The organism is Janthinobacterium sp. HH106 (assembly GCF_001758725.1).
Taxonomy (GTDB): domain Bacteria; phylum Pseudomonadota; class Gammaproteobacteria; order Burkholderiales; family Burkholderiaceae_D; genus Janthinobacterium.
Map to the genome: position 1 here is coordinate 175,555 of NZ_LRIC01000030.1, position 14,941 is coordinate 190,495.

16 protein-coding genes are annotated in these 14,941 nt (G+C 64.6%); 8 read left to right on the forward strand and 8 right to left on the reverse strand.

Translation table 11 applies throughout. From position 1 onward, the window contains the following. Positions 1-69 precede the first annotated feature (69 nt). Positions 70-771, forward strand: a complete 702-nt coding sequence (locus JAB8_RS13785) for a YggS family pyridoxal phosphate-dependent enzyme (protein WP_070290071.1) — start codon at positions 70-72, stop codon at positions 769-771. A gap of 16 nt (positions 772-787) precedes the next feature. After that, positions 788-1,618 (forward strand): pyrroline-5-carboxylate reductase, encoded by an 831-nt coding sequence (proC, locus tag JAB8_RS13790; protein WP_070290073.1) that lies wholly within the window; start codon positions 788-790, stop codon positions 1,616-1,618. A 12-nt stretch (positions 1,619-1,630) separates the two neighbouring features. Here proC and JAB8_RS13795 read toward each other — a convergent pair whose 3' ends face one another. From JAB8_RS13795 to JAB8_RS13830, 8 genes are all read right to left on the reverse strand, one after another. Then, positions 1,631-2,347 (reverse strand): anti-sigma factor, encoded by a 717-nt coding sequence (locus JAB8_RS13795; RefSeq protein WP_070290075.1) that lies wholly within the window; start codon positions 2,345-2,347, stop codon positions 1,631-1,633. Then, a complete protein-coding gene (locus JAB8_RS13800; RefSeq protein ID WP_254679516.1) occupies positions 2,344-2,943 on the reverse strand; it encodes a sigma-70 family RNA polymerase sigma factor in 600 nt (199 codons plus the stop codon). The genes JAB8_RS13795 and JAB8_RS13800 overlap by 4 nt, the downstream gene beginning before the upstream one ends. 57 nt (positions 2,944-3,000) lie before the next feature. Continuing rightward, positions 3,001-3,558 (reverse strand): DUF3455 domain-containing protein, encoded by a 558-nt coding sequence (locus tag JAB8_RS13805; protein ID WP_070290079.1) that lies wholly within the window; start codon positions 3,556-3,558, stop codon positions 3,001-3,003. 89 nt (positions 3,559-3,647) lie between these two features. After that, positions 3,648-3,995, reverse strand: a complete 348-nt coding sequence (locus JAB8_RS13810; protein ID WP_070290081.1) for a hypothetical protein — start codon at positions 3,993-3,995, stop codon at positions 3,648-3,650. Continuing rightward, a complete protein-coding gene (locus JAB8_RS13815; RefSeq protein WP_083287244.1) occupies positions 3,992-4,369 on the reverse strand; it encodes a phage holin family protein in 378 nt (125 codons plus the stop codon). The genes JAB8_RS13810 and JAB8_RS13815 overlap by 4 nt, the downstream gene beginning before the upstream one ends. 55 nt (positions 4,370-4,424) lie before the next feature. Then, positions 4,425-4,781 (reverse strand): DUF883 family protein, encoded by a 357-nt coding sequence (locus tag JAB8_RS13820; protein ID WP_070290084.1) that lies wholly within the window; start codon positions 4,779-4,781, stop codon positions 4,425-4,427. Between the two features lie 108 nt (positions 4,782-4,889). After that, complete coding sequence (ubiA, locus tag JAB8_RS13825; protein ID WP_070290086.1) at positions 4,890-5,744, reverse strand: 4-hydroxybenzoate octaprenyltransferase; 855 nt, start codon at positions 5,742-5,744, stop codon at positions 4,890-4,892. 58 nt (positions 5,745-5,802) lie between these two features. Next, positions 5,803-6,741, reverse strand: coding sequence for a hydrogen peroxide-inducible genes activator (locus JAB8_RS13830; protein WP_070290088.1), 939 nt, complete (start codon positions 6,739-6,741; stop codon positions 5,803-5,805). 134 nt (positions 6,742-6,875) lie between these two features. Here JAB8_RS13830 and JAB8_RS13835 point away from each other — a divergent pair, with 134 nt between their 5' ends. The 6 genes from JAB8_RS13835 to JAB8_RS13860 all read left to right on the forward strand — a co-directional run bounded on the left by JAB8_RS13835 (position 6,876) and on the right by JAB8_RS13860 (position 14,941). Further along, on the forward strand, positions 6,876-7,115 hold the full coding sequence (locus JAB8_RS13835) for a DUF3717 domain-containing protein (RefSeq protein WP_070290090.1): 240 nt from the start codon (positions 6,876-6,878) through the stop codon (positions 7,113-7,115). Positions 7,116-7,148: 33 nt separating this feature from the next. Then, positions 7,149-7,631: a D-glycero-beta-D-manno-heptose 1-phosphate adenylyltransferase gene (gene rfaE2 / locus JAB8_RS13840; RefSeq protein WP_070290092.1), complete on the forward strand. Its 483-nt coding sequence runs from the start codon at positions 7,149-7,151 to the stop codon at positions 7,629-7,631. A 127-nt stretch (positions 7,632-7,758) separates the two neighbouring features. Next, positions 7,759-9,255: a hypothetical protein gene (locus JAB8_RS13845; protein ID WP_139143046.1), complete on the forward strand. Its 1,497-nt coding sequence runs from the start codon at positions 7,759-7,761 to the stop codon at positions 9,253-9,255. Continuing rightward, positions 9,252-10,721, forward strand: coding sequence for a hypothetical protein (locus JAB8_RS13850; RefSeq protein ID WP_083287717.1), 1,470 nt, complete (start codon positions 9,252-9,254; stop codon positions 10,719-10,721). Before JAB8_RS13845 ends, JAB8_RS13850 begins: the two co-directional genes overlap by 4 nt. A gap of 44 nt (positions 10,722-10,765) precedes the next feature. Then, the gene (locus JAB8_RS13855; protein WP_070222572.1) at positions 10,766-11,203 is read left to right on the forward strand and encodes a hypothetical protein; all 438 of its coding nucleotides are present in this window, start codon (positions 10,766-10,768) and stop codon (positions 11,201-11,203) included. A gap of 36 nt (positions 11,204-11,239) precedes the next feature. After that, on the forward strand, positions 11,240-14,941 hold the full coding sequence (locus JAB8_RS13860) for a tubulin-like doman-containing protein (RefSeq protein WP_083287718.1): 3,702 nt from the start codon (positions 11,240-11,242) through the stop codon (positions 14,939-14,941).

Sequence of the window (14,941 nt, forward strand, 5' to 3'; positions counted from 1 at the left end):
TATAATCCCTGTGCCTGCATTGATGGGCTGGCGCACTGTGCCGCCGCCCCTATACACTAGAAAATGATTATGTCCACAATCGAACAGAACTTGCAAGCCGTGCGCGACAGTATTGCGCAGGCGGCCGTGGAGGCGCAGCGCGCGCCTGCCGACGTGACCCTGCTGGCCGTGTCAAAAACCTTCGGCGCGGACGCCGTGCTGGACGCCATGCGCGCGGGCCAGATGGCGTTTGGCGAAAACTATCTGCAGGAAGCGCTCGACAAGATCGCCTTTGTGAAGGAGGCCTCGCCGCAGCACGTCCCGGCATGGCATTTCATCGGCCCCATCCAGAGCAACAAGACGCGCCCCATCGCCGAGCACTTCGACTGGGTGCATACGGTGGAACGGGAAAAGATCGCCGCGCGCCTGTCCGAGCAGCGCCCGGCCGGCTTGCCTGACCTGAATATCTGTCTGCAAGTCAATATCAGCGGCGAAGCCAGCAAGAGCGGCGTAACGCCGGCTGACTTGCCGGCGCTGGCGCATGCCGTGGCGCTGCTGCCCCGCTTGCGTTTGCGCGGCTTGATGGCGATTCCTGAGCCGGAAACGGATGTCACCCTCCAGCGCCGTGCGTTCGCGCAATTGCGCGCGCTGTACGAACAATTGCAGGCGGACGGGCTGGCGCTCGACACCCTGTCGATGGGCATGTCGGCCGACTTGCGCGCCGCCGTGCTCGAGGGCGCCACCATCGTGCGCGTGGGCAGCGCCATCTTCGGTTCCCGCAACTATTCCTGATGAAGAGAGAACAAGCATGACGACAGAATTGAATATCGCATTTGTAGGCGGCGGCAACATGGCCGCGGCCCTGATCGCCGGCCTGGCGGGCAAGCTGACCCTGGGCGGCAACATCCACGTGATCGACCCGCACGCCCCCGCGCTGGAAAAACTGCAGGCGCAATTCGGCGTCACGACGGCAACGTCCGCCGGTGACGCGTTGCGCGGCGTGGACGTGATCGTGCTGGCCGTGAAACCGCAAAGCATGCGCGACGTGGCGGCGCAGTTGCTGCCCTTCCTCGACGGCGAGCGGGCGCCCTTGGTCCTGTCGATCGCGGCCGGCATCCGCGCGGCCGATCTGTCGCGCTGGCTCGGCGATTATTCCGCCATCGTGCGCTGCATGCCGAACACGCCGGCCCTGATCGGCATGGGCATCACGGGCATGGTGGCCAGCAGCGGCGTGAGCGACGAACAGAAAAAGACGGCGGACGCCATCCTGCGCGCCGTCGGCCAGACCGTCTGGCTCGACGACGAAGCGAAGATCGATCCCGTCACGGCCGTCTCCGGCAGCGGTCCCGCCTATGTGTTTTACTTTATCGAAGCGATGCAGCAGGCAGCGGTCGAGCTGGGCTTGACGCCCGAGCAGGGCACGCAGCTGGCCATTGCCACGTTTACGGGCGCGGCGCAGCTGGCGGCGAATTCCAGCGAGCCCGTGTCCTTGCTGCGCGAGCGGGTCACGTCGAAAGGCGGCACGACCTATGCGGCCTTGACCAGCATGGAAGAGAGCGGCGTGAAGGCGGCCATCGTCAAGGGCATCAAGGCGGCCGCGCAGCGGGGGCGCGAGATGGGAGACGAGCTGGGTAAATAAGTGGGCAGGTAATTACATGACCTTGACGGCGCGGCCGATGTAGAGCACCGGCCCCGTCGGCCTGCCCGTGGGCGAACCCGTCGCCGGCTCCAAGGTGATTTCAAACAATTGCTCGGGCTGCAGCGGCGGCAGCTTGTCCAGGGTCAACTTGAGGCTTTGCCCCGGCTTGACCAGGCCCAGCGAGACGGGCGCGCCCCAGTCCTTGCCCTTGGTCCAGAATTGCAGGGCTTTCTGCTGCGGCACGCTAGTCGGCCCCAGCGGGATCAGGCTCAGGTCGCGGTTCTTGCCGCCGCGTCCGCCCGCCTGCACGATCCAGCCCGGCGATTTATCTTGCGGCGCCACCAGCACCACCAGGTAGCCGGGTCCGGCTGGCGCCTGCAGCTGCACGCTCACCAGCACGGCCAGCGCGGCCGTGGCCAGCAAGCCGCCGCCGGCCAGCACTCTCCAGAAGGCCAGGCTGTTCCACCACGCCAGCCAGCCGCCCGCCTGCCGCACGGTGTTCGGCGTGAACAGGCTGGCGCTGATGCGCGGCCACAGTTGCGCCGAGGGCGTTTCGGGCGGCGCCAGAGTCGTCAAGGGCAGCAGACGCCGTTCCCAGTCGGCCACGGCGTCGCGCAAGGCGGTGTCAAGCGGCATACGCTGCTCCACTGCCGCGCGTTCGGCCAGGTCCAGGGTGCCCAGCACGTATTCGCCGGCCAGCCTTTGCCATTCCTCGTCGCTGTTGATCATCCCATGCACTCCCGCAAGGCGGCCAGGCCCCGCTTGACCCAGGCCTTGACGGTCCCCAGCGGCGCTTGCAGGCGCTGCGCGATCTCGCTATGGGAACAGCCATCGACGTAGGCGTACAGGATGCTGTTGCGCTTGGGTTCGTCCAGGTGGCCCAGGCAGTCGTGCAGCTTGCCCATGTTCGCCTGCAGGGCGTAGGCGTCCGAGGTGGCGTCGGCATCGTTGCCTTCGCGTTCATGCAGCAGGGTTTCCACGGTATCCTCGTCGGCCGATACTTCATGGGCGCGGGCGCGCGCCACGTTCAGCGCCTGGTGCCGCACCACCACATAGATCCAGCCCTTGCCGCTGCCGCGCGTGGCGTCGAAGCTGCCGGCGCGGCGCCAGATGTTCAGAAAGGCATCGTGCAGCACATCTTCGGCCAAGGCCCGCTGGCGCACGATGCGCAGGGCCACGCCCAGCAGATAGCGGCTTTCCTGCTGGTACAGGCCATGCAATGCCTGCTGCTCGCCCCTGGCGCAGGCGCGCAGGGCGGCATCGTAATCGTAAGGGGCGGCGTGGGCTGGCAAGGTCGGTGCAATCGTTGAGTGAACGGTTAGCAAGTTTTCAAGGCCGAGTATAGGTCAGAAACCCGCTTGCCAACCGTCGCTTGAAAGGATTTATGCCGATTTCCAGAAGATGTAGTCGGCCTGGTAGGGCACCCATTGTTTGGCACCGACGGACTCCATGCCGCAGGGGCTGCTTGGCGCCACGCCGCCGCGGGTGGCCACGCGCTGGATGTAGCTGACGCCCTGCATGGCGCCGCTGCCCGTGGCCGGATTGGCTTTCACCAGCTGATACGGGATATTGCCCGCGCCGGCCGGTGCCACGGCCACTTGCGTCGCCGTCACTTTCGAGCCGTCCAGGTTGGCCCAGGTGGCGGGCGGGCCCACATACGTGCCCACTTGCATGCCGCTGCGGTCGTTCAGGGCCGCGTCCGGTCCCACGAAGACCCATTCATGCCCCGTCATGTCTTTCTTCGCCTTGCATTCGTAGGCGATCTTGCCCACGCCCACCGTCTGCATGGCGACCTGATGGCCATCGGGCACCTTGACGGCGTTCGGCAATTGTTCCTGCGAGTAGCGTGCGCTCATCGGTGCGCAGGCAGCCACGAGCAGGGCGGCGCACAGGACGGTGAGCGAGGGGGCGGTATGGCGTGGGGCGGTGGTGGCATGCATGGCAAGCTCCTGGTAGTTGGCTCAACCGGCTGGTTGATACCATTACTACGCAGGGGCCGGCCATTTGGATGCAGCCAGGCAAAAATATTTTATGGCGGCGTGTCTTTCTTGCTGAAGCGCTGCGCCAGCGCCAGCACGACGGGCATGGCGGTGGTGGCGTGCTTGAGCAGCGCGCCGCTGGCCCGCAGCAGCGGCAGGAAGCGGCTCGGGCGCACCAGCAGCAAGCCCAGCACGGCGCCGCCCACCATCAGGGGAATTTTAAAACGCGTGGTCAGGGTGTGGCGCAGATTGCCGCCCGTTAAAGGTTCCAGCAATTGGCGTGTCTGCACGCCCAGGGCCAGGCGCTGCAGCGCGCATTCGGCCAGCAGCGCGTCGCGCCGCTGCGCCAGGCTGGCGGCCGTATGCACATGCGACAGTTTGGTGGGATGCGTGGTCATGGCCGCTCCGATCCCCGGCGGGCCAGTAGTTGCAGCTCGTCCAGGTCTTTGTTCAGTTCGGAAAGTGTGAAGGACAGCAGTTTCGGCTTGCTGCGGAAACTGGCGCGCACGCCCAGCAGGGTGGCGACGGCGGCGACGATGAAGACGGCGGCCGTGATGGCGATGGCGGCGATGCGGTGCGTATCCCAGAACAGCACGATGACGAGGAATACGATCAAGACGAGGCCGACGAACAGGCACAGCAGCGCCAGCATGGCCAGCGCCAGATAGGACAGGAAGCGCAGCGACTCTTCTTCCATTTCCACGGCCGCCAGGGCCAGACGGGTCTGGACGATGGCGGCGAGGGTCGCTGCGACTTGGGCGACATGGTGCATGATAGCCATATGCTGCCTTTCGCGTCAGGGGAGGCGGCCTGCGCCGCCGGTACTACTAGCGGCGTGACGAGGAGAGCAGCAGGCCGAACAGCACGCCCACGACGGCGCCCGCACCCACGGCTTTCCATGGATTGTCCTGCACGTATTCGTCGGTGGCCTTGGCCGCCTTCTTGGTACGTTCGAGCAAGTCTTCTTCCAGCTTGATCAAATCTTTCTTGGCCGTTTCCAGGGTGGCGATGAACTTGTCCTTGACGGCTTTGACATTCTCGCCAGTCTGATCCTTGGCGCCATCGAGCCAGCCTTCCGCTTCATTGATGACGTTTTTCAGGTCGCCGACCAGTTTGTCGCGGGCCTTGTCGGCGTCGGCGAGGATGCTGTCGCTGCTGGATTTGCCGGTATGTATCGAGTTCATGTATTACCTCATGGAAGTGAAACTGCACAGTGAAATACCAGTGTAGGCAGCTGCGGCCAGGCCTGTCTTGCGCCGCCTCAAGGGCTGCCGCGGCGCAAAGATCATTGCTTAACGGAAAGCAATGTCCAGTACCACGCCCGCAAAGACCGCTGCTCCTAGCCAGTTATTATGCCGGAATGCCGCAAAACACGGCATACGCTCGCGTGCGCGGATCAGGGTGTAGTGATAAACGGCGCAGCCGGCCGCCACCAGCAAGCCGGCGACGAACCAGTAACGCAAGCCCAGATACCAGCCGCATGCCAGCCACAGCAGCAGGAAAACGGCATAGCAGAACATGACGATGGCCACGTCGTAGCGGCCGAAGGTGATGGCCGAGGTCTTGATGCCGATTTTCAAGTCGTCGTCGCGGTCGACCATCGCATATTCCGTATCGTAGGCCACGGCCCAGAAGACATTCCCCAGCAGCAGCAGCCAGGCGACGACGGGCACGGAATCCGTGATGGCGGCAAAGCCCATGGGAATGCCGAAGCCGAAGGCGATGCCCAGATACGCTTGCGGAATCGCAAAGAAGCGCTTGAAGTAGGGATAGGTGCCGGCGATGATGACGGCCGCCACGGACAGTTGCTTGGTCAGCGCATTCAGGGGCAGGATCAGGCAAAAGGCCAGCACGGTCAGCACGCCGGCCACGGCCAGCGCTTCCTTGCCGCTGATGCGTCCGCTGGTGATGGGACGGTCCGCCGTGCGCTTGACGAATTTGTCGATATCCTGGTCGGCGTAGTCGTTGATGGCGCAGCCTGCCGAGCGCATCAGGAAAGTGCCGAGCGTGAAGATGAGCAGCAGCCGCCAGTCCGGCACGCCTTGCTGCGCCAGCCACAGCGCGCACAGGGTAGGCCACAGCAGCAATACGGTACCGATAGGCTTGTCCAGCCGTATCAGGCGGAAATACAGCGCCAGCTTGTTCATGAAAGACTCGATCTTGTTGAAGAGAAAGGTCGATTATCGCAAATAGTATGTAAATGTACTATTCGTCGTCTTCGCACAAGGGGGTGATGCCAGGCAAGTTGCAGCCGGCGATGGCCGCGCACAGGGCGTCGATGGCCGCCTTGCGCGTAAAACTCTTGCGCCACAGCATCACCACCCGGCGCGATGGCACGGGGGTGGCGAACGGCCGGTACTCGAGCATGCCGTCGGTGGCGTGCATATTGGCGACCGAGGCGCGCGGCAAGACCGTCAGGCCGATACCGCTGGCCACCATGTGGCGGATGGTTTCCAGAGAGGAACCTTCGAACGTGCGCTGCATGCCGTTGCCGGGCGAGGAAAAGCGCGCCATTTCGGGGCACACTTCCAGCACCTGGTCGCGGAAACAGTGGCCATTGCCCAGCAACAGCATGGTTTCCGATTTCAAATCCTGTGCGGCGATTTTTTCACGCGCCGTCCACGGATGCTGGCGCGGCATGGCCACGACGAACGGTTCGTCATACAGTTCCTGGATGGCCATGCCGTGATCGGGCAGGGGCAGCGCCATGATGGCCACGTCCAGTTCGCCCTGGCGCAGCAATTCGAGCAGGCGAACCGTGAAGTTTTCCTGCAAAATCAAAGGCATCTGCGGTACCTGGTCTATCATGGCCTTGACCAGCGGCGGCAGCAGGTAGGGGCCGATCGTATAGATCACGCCCAGGCGCAGGGGGCCGGCCAGCGGGTCCTTGTTCTGCTTGGCGAGTTCCTTGATGGCGGCCGTCTGTTCCAGCACGCGCTCGGCTTGCGCGATGATCTGCGCGCCCAGGGGCGTGACGGAGATTTCCGCGCCGCCCCGTTCGAACAGGACCACGCCCAATTCGTCTTCGAGTTTCTTGATGGCCACTGACAGGGTGGGCTGGGCAACGAAACAGGCTTCGGCGGCATGGCCGAAGTGCTTCGCTCGCGCGACTGCAACGATATATTTCAGTTCAGTCAGTGTCATAGGTTGATTGAAACACAGGAAGTACTTACTTGCAATGAATGAAAGGTGGCGCAAACGTGAAACTGTGGCGCCGATGGCGTATTGTAGCGGATCGCCCCCTATAATGCGGGAGCGGGCGGCGGAAGGAGGGGGCGATGGAATTGCGGATGCAGGCGCTGGAAGCGGCGATCAATTACTGGCGTGCCCGGCAACCGGCGCGCGGCAATGAATATGCGCTGTCGCCACCCGTCAGCCGCCTGGCCGGCGTGTATGCGCTGATGATTTATTACCGGCAAGATCGCATCGCCGAAGAGGGCCTGGATCCTGCCATTCTGGCCTTGATCGATGCCTGGCGCCGCGATGCCGGCGGCATCCAAGGCGATAGCCACGCCTGAGTGTGACCGTATTTAACCCAACAAGAGATATCCATGCCTGATTTTGAAAACAAACTGTGCGGCCGTGATGAACTGCGCGCCCGCGCCGCGGCCCTGCCGAAACCGGTGGTAGTGACGAACGGCGTGTTCGACATTTTGCACCGCGGCCACGTGACGTATTTGGCGCAGGCGCGCGCGCTGGGCGCTTCGCTGATCGTTGCCGTGAATACTGATGCATCAGTGAAACGCCTGGGCAAGGGCGACGACCGTCCCCTGAACAGCTGCGAAGACCGCATGGCCGTGCTGGCCGCGCTGGAAGCGGTGAGCCTGGTCGTGCCGTTCTCGGAAGACAGCGCCCTGGAAGTGGTGCAGGAGATCGAACCGGAAATCTATGCCAAGGGCGGCGACTACGACATGGCGGCCATCCCCGAAGGGCGCGCCGTGCTGGCGTATGGCGGCCAGGCCGTGGCCATCGATTTCGCGCACGACCGCTCGACCACCAAGCTGTTGACGAAAGTGCGGACGCAGCAGGGCTGAGGACCGTCGTCAATGTTTCCATACAGATAAAAAGACGTTACTATGAGAACTGCCAGGGCTGCGACTTCGTTTCGACAGCCCCAGCACGTTACACCGTCTGATATGCATTGCTTGTCATAGAAAATACATGGATCATAAAACTTCTGGGGATTGGCCACTGCCCTCCGGCGCCTGGTACGTCGATGACGCGGGCGCGTGGAGCATGCAGCGCAGCGCGGACGGCCAGAACGTCTCGCCCTTGGTGAGCCAGGCCGATATCGGCAAGCTGATGCTGGCGCGGCGCCTGCCGGCGGCGGCCGGCGCGCCCGTGCGGCAGTTTCCGCCCGAATTTACGTTCGACCCCGCCTCGGGCGCGGCCTTGCAAGTGCCGCCCGAGGCGGCCGCCACGCCGTCCGGGGTGGCGCCTTGGGTTCCTCCTTTCGGCGCGCATCCTGTCAGCGATGTGCCGCCGGCCGGTCCGGCCGGCTTGCGCCAGGCCAGCGTACCGCTGAAGCTGGCTGACCAGCGTGCGCGCGAAGAGCATGCGCAAGCCGATGCCTCGCTGCCCATGCCGCCGCCCGGCGAATACGAATTCTTTTCCGCCCCGTTCGGCACCAGCGCGCCCGCGCTGCTGGCGCTCGACCCGCGCAAGGCCGTCCTGCACGCCTGGCTGCCCGCCTCGAAACGCTGGCTGGCGCTGGACCCCGACTATGGCAGCTTGCTGGCCGAATCGGACCTGGCCCACGGCGCCTGGCGCGCCGAGCTGGTGCCTGACTTCAATAGCGTGCTGGTCTTGCCGACCAGCCATGGCCTGGCCTGCATCCGTCCCGACGTGCCTTCGCTGACCTACGTGGTCGAGCACGTGGGTGGCGCGCCGTGCGTGGCCGCGCCTGTCTGGTTCCAGAGCCGCCTGTGGGCACCGCTGCGCGACGACGATGGCCGCATCCGCTTCGTCAACCTTGATGCGCAACAAAAGCCGGGCAGCGACGTGCTGCTCGACGGCGTGGTCGACCTGGGCACCGTCAGCGCGCCCGTGGCCTACAACCGCATGGCCGTGTGGCCCTGCGCCAACGGCCAACTCCGGCTGCAGTTGCAGCCGGACGGCAACGTGGCCGCTTCGTTTACGCCCTGGCCCGAAGGGCTGGTGCCGCATTTCGAATTCGGCAGCCCGTACGTGTCGCGCGATGGCGGCCTGTGGCAGCTATGCTTCGAGCGCAGCCGCGGCACCTATGTCTACGTGAAACTGGGCGCGCAATCCGAGCGGGCCGACGCGCTGGCGCCGCGCCTGTGCTCGGGCAGCTTCAATTACCGCTTCGCCGCCAAGCTGAAAACGGCGCCGTGGGAAGAACCGGAACACGGCGACGATGGCGGCAAGAACCAGGCCGTCATGCCCTTGCTGGAATCGGGCGGGGGCAGCAGCGTCTTTGGCGTCAAGTTCGCCACCAGCGCCGGCCTGTCGAGCGTGCTGCGCTCGAGCGAGCGCCTGGCGGCCCAGCTGGTGCAGGACGACGAGTTGCGCGAGACCGTGTTCCACACGTTCGCCGTCAGCGAGCCGTGGCGCGTGCGCCTGTTTGTGCATGAAGGCATGCTGTGGGCCTACCACCCGCTGCTGTCGCGCATCGATGGCTGGGCCTTGCAGGCATGAAGGCGCGCTTACTGACCGTGGCTTGCGCCGCGCTTTTCAGCGCCGCCGCCGCGCATGCGGCCGGCATCCAGCAAGCGTTTCTGGTGCAAAACTCGGGCTGGATGGAGCCGTTTTACACGGATGAGCATTCGCAGCTGAAAGCCCTGGTGGGCGCCGTGGCGCAGGCCGCTACAAACACGTCCGACAAGGTCTACACCCTGGCCTTCAGCCAGAGCAGCGGCAGCAATGTGTCGCCAGCGCTGATCGGGCAAGGGCAGGGCGGCGCTGGCGTGGCGGGCCAGCTGGCCCATCTCGGCCTGGCGCGCAAGAGCGCCGGCGGCGCGCTGGCCGACACGGATTTCCAGGAAGCCGTGACCAAGACCATCACGGGCCCGTTCCAGTCCGCGTCCGGCATCGTGTGGATTTTTACGAATAACAAGAACAGCCCGAACAACGACAGCCAGACGGCCGAGCGCAACCGCGATTTTTACCGCTTGCTGCACCTGGAACCGTCGATCACCAAGACGGTGGTGTTTCCGCTGCGCATGCCCGTGCAGGGCAAGCTGTACAGCGCCAAGGGCTTGATGGTGTATGCGCTCGCGTATGGCCAGCCCGCGTCCGAGGCGTTGACCCGCATCTTGGCCGAGGGGCGGCTGTCGCAAGTGCTGACGCGTCCGCCCGCGCGCTTGAAACCGGTGGACCAGGATGCCGTGCGCATCGTGCCCCAGTCCGTCAAGAACAGCGCCAACGTGCATGCCAGCCTGGGCCGCGACGGGCGCACCATCGTGCTCGACGTCGATGCGGCGAACCTGGTGCCGCAAGTGGTGTTGCAGGCGTCCTTGCAAAACATGTTTTTCCCGTACGTGATCGACAGCGCCAGGGTGCACGCCAGCCTGGCAGGCCAGAACGCGCCGCTGCACGTTGCGCCAGATCAAATCCGCCAGCTGCAGCCGGGTGCCAGCCAGTCCGTGCAGGTGCAGTTTGCGTTGCCGATGGCGCAGATTCCGTCGCCGTGGTCGGCGCAGGCGATGGCCGCCATGGGCAAGCAGGTGCTGCTGCCCATGCAGGCGCAGGTGGGCCTGTCGGAACAGCGGCTGGCGCTGGCGTCCAGTTTTGGCAAGGATTTGCAGGAACTGTTTCCCGGCGATCCGATCTCCGGCATGTTCACGCCGCCCGACAGCGTGCGCGCGTCGCAGGCGACGATCCCGCTGCTGGTGCGCATCCAGTATCCGCTGCTGCCCGTGCTGGTGATACTCGGCGGTGTGCTGGCGCTCGTGCTGGGCTTGCTGGCGCTGGGTTTGCTGGGCACGCGCGCCACGCGCTACAAGGTGATGGCCGACGGTGTGCAGCGGCAAGTGCTGCTCAAACCCTTCAAAAGCGTGCAGATCCGCGACGATGACGGCCGCGACATCGGCGAACTCAAGCGTGGCCTGGGCAAGCCGGCCGTCGTGCGCGTGGCCGAAGGCCATACCCTGAGCCTGGCCTGATAACGATTTCCTTTTAAACTATTCAAATCCACCAGAGGCATACCATGGCGCAAGAGACTCCAAAAGACAACGCAGGCTTTACCTTGCCGGCCCCGGCATCCGCGCCACCGGCCGCCGATGCGCCGGGCGCACCAGCATCCACCACGGCCACCACCGAAGCTGCGCCCGCGTTGGACGCCGCCGCCACGACCGACACCTCGTCGCGCGACACCCTGATCGGCGGCGTCGTGCTGTTGCTGCTGTTCGTTGCCTTTTTCTTTGCCAAGAATGCCTATGCGAATGGCCTGGTGGCCAAGCGCGTGCCGCCGAACAAGGCCAATGCCTCGGGCTGGTGGCTGTTCATCTTCCTGGCCAGTCTGGCGACCGGTGTCGTGCTGGCGGCCGTGAACGCGCATAAATTCCTCGCGCCGCTGTTCATGGGACCGCTGGTGCTGGTGGGCCTGGTCGCGTTACTGTTGACCTTTACTTCCAGCCGCCGCTAAGAATACGCCGTTGCACGCATCATCGAAGGAATCACCATGGCAGAGAACCTGAACCAAACCATCACCGGCGGCGCCAGCGAGCGCAAGCAGGACAAGATCATCGAACTGCGCCCGACCCTGTTCATCGGCATCGGCGGCACGGGCATGCAGGTGTTGATGCGTGTGCGCCGGCGCATCCTCAACACCCTGTGGGGCGGCGCGGGCAACCGCACGCGCATCGAGGGGCTGGCCGACTTCCCCATCGCGCAATTCATCCATTTCGACCTCGACAATGGCGCCGTGATCGAGAGCGGCGAGTCGCAGGCGAAGGATTTGCAGTTCGACCAGGTGAAGTTCACGGATGATGACAAGGTGGTCGAATCGTTCGACATGGACAAGTACAGCCGTGATGAAGATTCCTTGGAGAAATATCCGCACATCAAGGAATGGCTGCCGCTGACGCCGCAGCGCATCCGCGAGCTGCGTTTCGACATGAGCAGCGGCGCCGGGCAGATCCGCGCCGTGTCGCGCCTGTATTTCTTCGACAAGTACGCGAAGATCCGCGACAAGATCCGCTTGAAACTGAAAGCCCTGAAGGCGGGCCTGTCGCACGAGCGCCAGCTGGCCGAACTGGGTTTGCGCATGGAAACGAACCGTTTCCGCATCGTCATCGTCGGTTCCGTGGCGGGCGGCACGGGTTCCGGGTCCTTCCTCGACATGGGCTTGCTGGCGCGCTGGCTGGCGCGCAGCGAAGTGGGCGCGGCCGACGTGGAGCTGATGCTGTTCTTGCCGACCGGCTACACCAAGGCCAACAAGGACAGGGTCGAGGCCAACGGCTATGCCGCGCTGATGGAGCTGGAATCGGCCATGATGGGCAACAAGGGTTATGTGGGCCGCTGGGATGCGTATGACCGCCCGGAACTGACGCGCGAGCCCTACAGCGAGGTGTACCTGATCGATTCGGGCAACCTTGCCCAGCAGCACACCAAGGATGTCAGCGACGTCTACCACATGGTGGCCGACTCGCTGTTCGAGGATTTTGCCTCGGCCGACTTTGCCCGCGCCAAGCGTTCGATCGCCGTCAACCAGGCGCAGCACAAGAATTCGCTGTACAACGCGCCCGTGCCGCAAGACCGCTTCGGCGACATGCGTTTGTATTTCTCGAAGCGCTTTTCCTCGTTCGGCATGGCCGTGCTCGATACGCGCCAGGAAGCGGCGCGCGACGAGCGGGCCCACCGCTGGGCCGGCGCCATGCTGCAAGCGTTCTTTGGCGTGGGCGGCACGGACGCGGGCGCCAACCGCGCCACGGATACGCAGCGCGATAATTTCCTCGCCGCTAATATGTTCCTGAAGGGCACGCCGTTCAGCGATTTCCCCGAGTTTTCCGACAAAAGCATCGAACTGAAGCGTTCCAGTGGTGACTTCATCGATTTCCGCGTCGTCGACGAATTGCTGGAAGACCGCCACGGCCACTTGCTGGCCGGCGTGGAAAACCGGGTCAATACGCGCATCAACGATATCCGCACGGGCTTCGACCGCAGCGAATGGCCGGCCCAGGTGCGCGACGCCATGAAGCACCTGGAACGCGACGCCGTGCGCGACCAGGATTCCACGGCCGACACGACGGAAGACCGCATCAGCAAGCGCCGCCGCGAAGTGCTCGACGACGTCAAGAAAGTCGTGCGCGACCAGTTGTACGGCTATCTTGATAATAAGGAATTCGGCGGCCTGGAATACGTGCTGTCGCTGGTGGAACAGATCAAGGACCGCATCGAGGCGCCGGGCAGCGGCTTGACAGCGCAGATCGGCGCGAATGCCGAGCGCTACCGCGAAATCAAGGAAGCCGTGCGCTCGCGCGAATACGAGCGGCTGCTGAACAACCTGGAACAGACGCGCAGCACCTTCGGTTTCCTCAGCAATGGCGAAAAGCAGGCGGGCGTGGTGATGGATCATTTGCGCACGGAAATGGCGAATGCGCTGAAATTCCATCTGCGGGCCAAAGCGGCGGACGAGTCCGTCATCCTGCTGGGCGAGCTGTCGCGCTGGCTGGGCAACCGGGTCGGCGTCGATGCGCAGGGCCGCGCACAGTGGAATGGCCTGGTGGGCGAGCTGCAAACGGGCCGCGAAGGCGTGCTGGCCATGCTGGCGGAACTCAAGACGGCCAATACCATCCTGCAAAAGGACCTGGACAAGGAACATGCGACCCTGATCGTCATTCCCGTCACGGAAAAAGACATTGCGCTGCCGTCGGCGGCCACCTTGCGCCAGTGGGCCGATGAAGCGTTCAAGGACATGGGCGGCTCGAAAGCCTTATTCCCTATGCTGGGCGAACCGGCGCAGCGCGGTTTGATCCTGGCCAAGGTCACGCGCATGGCCGAGAACATGATCGCCACGGCGGGCCTGGCGGAAGGGGCGACGAGCACGCCCGACCCCCTGTTCGAGGCATTGGAACAGATGGACGTGTCCGAACGCCTGGACCGCTTCCGCAAGCTGCTGGCCTGCTCCATGCCCTGGATCGACGCCAACATGGCGGGCGACTTCACGGTTGTGTCGGACCAGTTCAAATGCGTGATTGGCGTAGCCAACGCGGCCGCCTTCAAGGCGAAATTCGGCGCCGAGCTCGAATCGTGCGTGCCGACCCAGGTGGGCATCACGGTGAGCCAGCTGGAAATCGTCGAGACGGGCATCCGCGGGCGCGCCGTCTGCTATTGCGAGCTGGCCGGCGTGCCGATGACGGTGCTGCGGGGCCTGGAAGGCTGGCGCACCAGCTACCGCAAGGAAGGCGACAACGACAAGGCGCCGACCCACACGCATATTGATCCAACGCAATTTACGCACCCGATCGCGCCCAATACCGATGAAATGAAGCGCCTGGCCGAGGATTTCGGCGAGTTCCTGCAGGCGATCATGCTGGGCGTGCTGACGCGCCACACGGGCAGAGTCGTGCCGCCGGGCCAGTACCAGTTTGCCGTCGAACCGGGCGACCTGCGCCGCATCGGCAACGAACGGGCCATCCGCCAGAACGGCATGCCGGCCTCGTACGAGAAAAATATCGCGCTGCGCATCGAGGAAAAATTGACGGCGCTTGACGCCGTGCAGACGGCGGCCATGGCGGCGCTGGCAAAATACTATGAACGCACCGTGTATGCGCCCAAGCTGGTGGCGCAGGCCGATGGCTCGCAGCTGCCGTACGTCGGCTTTGGCAGCGCCATTTCCGCCGAGCTGGGCGCGCGCCTGCGCGAATCGGCGCGCCGCAAGGGCATGGCCAGCGATGAGCTCGACCGCACGGTGCAAGCCTTGCTGGGGCGCCTGAAGGAATGGGCGAACGTCATCGGCGACTCCGACGGCGACGCCTACGACTGGGAAGTGCGCGAGCCGGAAGCGGACGGCCAGCCCCGGCTGAAATATGCGATCAAGGGGGAAATGCTGGAAGCGGGGCGGCTCGAGCAATTGCTGCGCCCGGCCAGCGCGCCGGCCGCTGCCGTGGCGCCGGCCTTCGGCATGGCGCCGCCACCGCTGGGCGGCATGCCGCCGCCCCTGGTGGAGTACCAGTATTTCCTGGGCATAAACGGCCAGCAGCAGGGACCGTTCACGGCCCAGCAGATCGTGCAGTACGTGCAGGCAGGGCAGGTCGCACCCGGCACCACCAAGGTGTGGCGCGCCGGTTTGCCGGCCTGGGCCGAGCTGGCCCAGTTCCCCGAGCTGGCGCCCTTGTTCCTCAGCGCGCCGCCACCGTTGATGCCGCCGCCCTTGGGTTGA

Bases quoted from the DNA above. Each gene is read 5' to 3' on its own strand.
- JAB8_RS13835 (WP_070290090.1), top strand. From the start codon at position 6,876: ATGGAATTGCGGATGCAGGCGCTGGAAGCGGCGATCAATTACTGGCGT.
- JAB8_RS13860 (WP_083287718.1), top strand. From the start codon at position 11,240: ATGGCAGAGAACCTGAACCAAACCATCACCGGCGGCGCCAGCGAGCGC.
- JAB8_RS13820 (WP_070290084.1), bottom strand. From the start codon at position 4,781: ATGAACTCGATACATACCGGCAAATCCAGCAGCGACAGCATCCTCGCC.
- JAB8_RS13785 (WP_070290071.1), top strand. From the start codon at position 70: ATGTCCACAATCGAACAGAACTTGCAAGCCGTGCGCGACAGTATTGCG.
- JAB8_RS13795 (WP_070290075.1), bottom strand. From the start codon at position 2,347: ATGATCAACAGCGACGAGGAATGGCAAAGGCTGGCCGGCGAATACGTG.
- JAB8_RS13815 (WP_083287244.1), bottom strand. From the start codon at position 4,369: ATGCACCATGTCGCCCAAGTCGCAGCGACCCTCGCCGCCATCGTCCAG.
- JAB8_RS13845 (WP_139143046.1), top strand. From the start codon at position 7,759: ATGGATCATAAAACTTCTGGGGATTGGCCACTGCCCTCCGGCGCCTGG.
- JAB8_RS13855 (WP_070222572.1), top strand. From the start codon at position 10,766: ATGGCGCAAGAGACTCCAAAAGACAACGCAGGCTTTACCTTGCCGGCC.
- JAB8_RS13850 (WP_083287717.1), top strand. From the start codon at position 9,252: ATGAAGGCGCGCTTACTGACCGTGGCTTGCGCCGCGCTTTTCAGCGCC.
- ubiA (WP_070290086.1), bottom strand. From the start codon at position 5,744: ATGAACAAGCTGGCGCTGTATTTCCGCCTGATACGGCTGGACAAGCCT.
- JAB8_RS13805 (WP_070290079.1), bottom strand. From the start codon at position 3,558: ATGCATGCCACCACCGCCCCACGCCATACCGCCCCCTCGCTCACCGTC.
- JAB8_RS13810 (WP_070290081.1), bottom strand. From the start codon at position 3,995: ATGACCACGCATCCCACCAAACTGTCGCATGTGCATACGGCCGCCAGC.
- JAB8_RS13830 (WP_070290088.1), bottom strand. From the start codon at position 6,741: ATGACACTGACTGAACTGAAATATATCGTTGCAGTCGCGCGAGCGAAG.
- rfaE2 (WP_070290092.1), top strand. From the start codon at position 7,149: ATGCCTGATTTTGAAAACAAACTGTGCGGCCGTGATGAACTGCGCGCC.
- proC (WP_070290073.1), top strand. From the start codon at position 788: ATGACGACAGAATTGAATATCGCATTTGTAGGCGGCGGCAACATGGCC.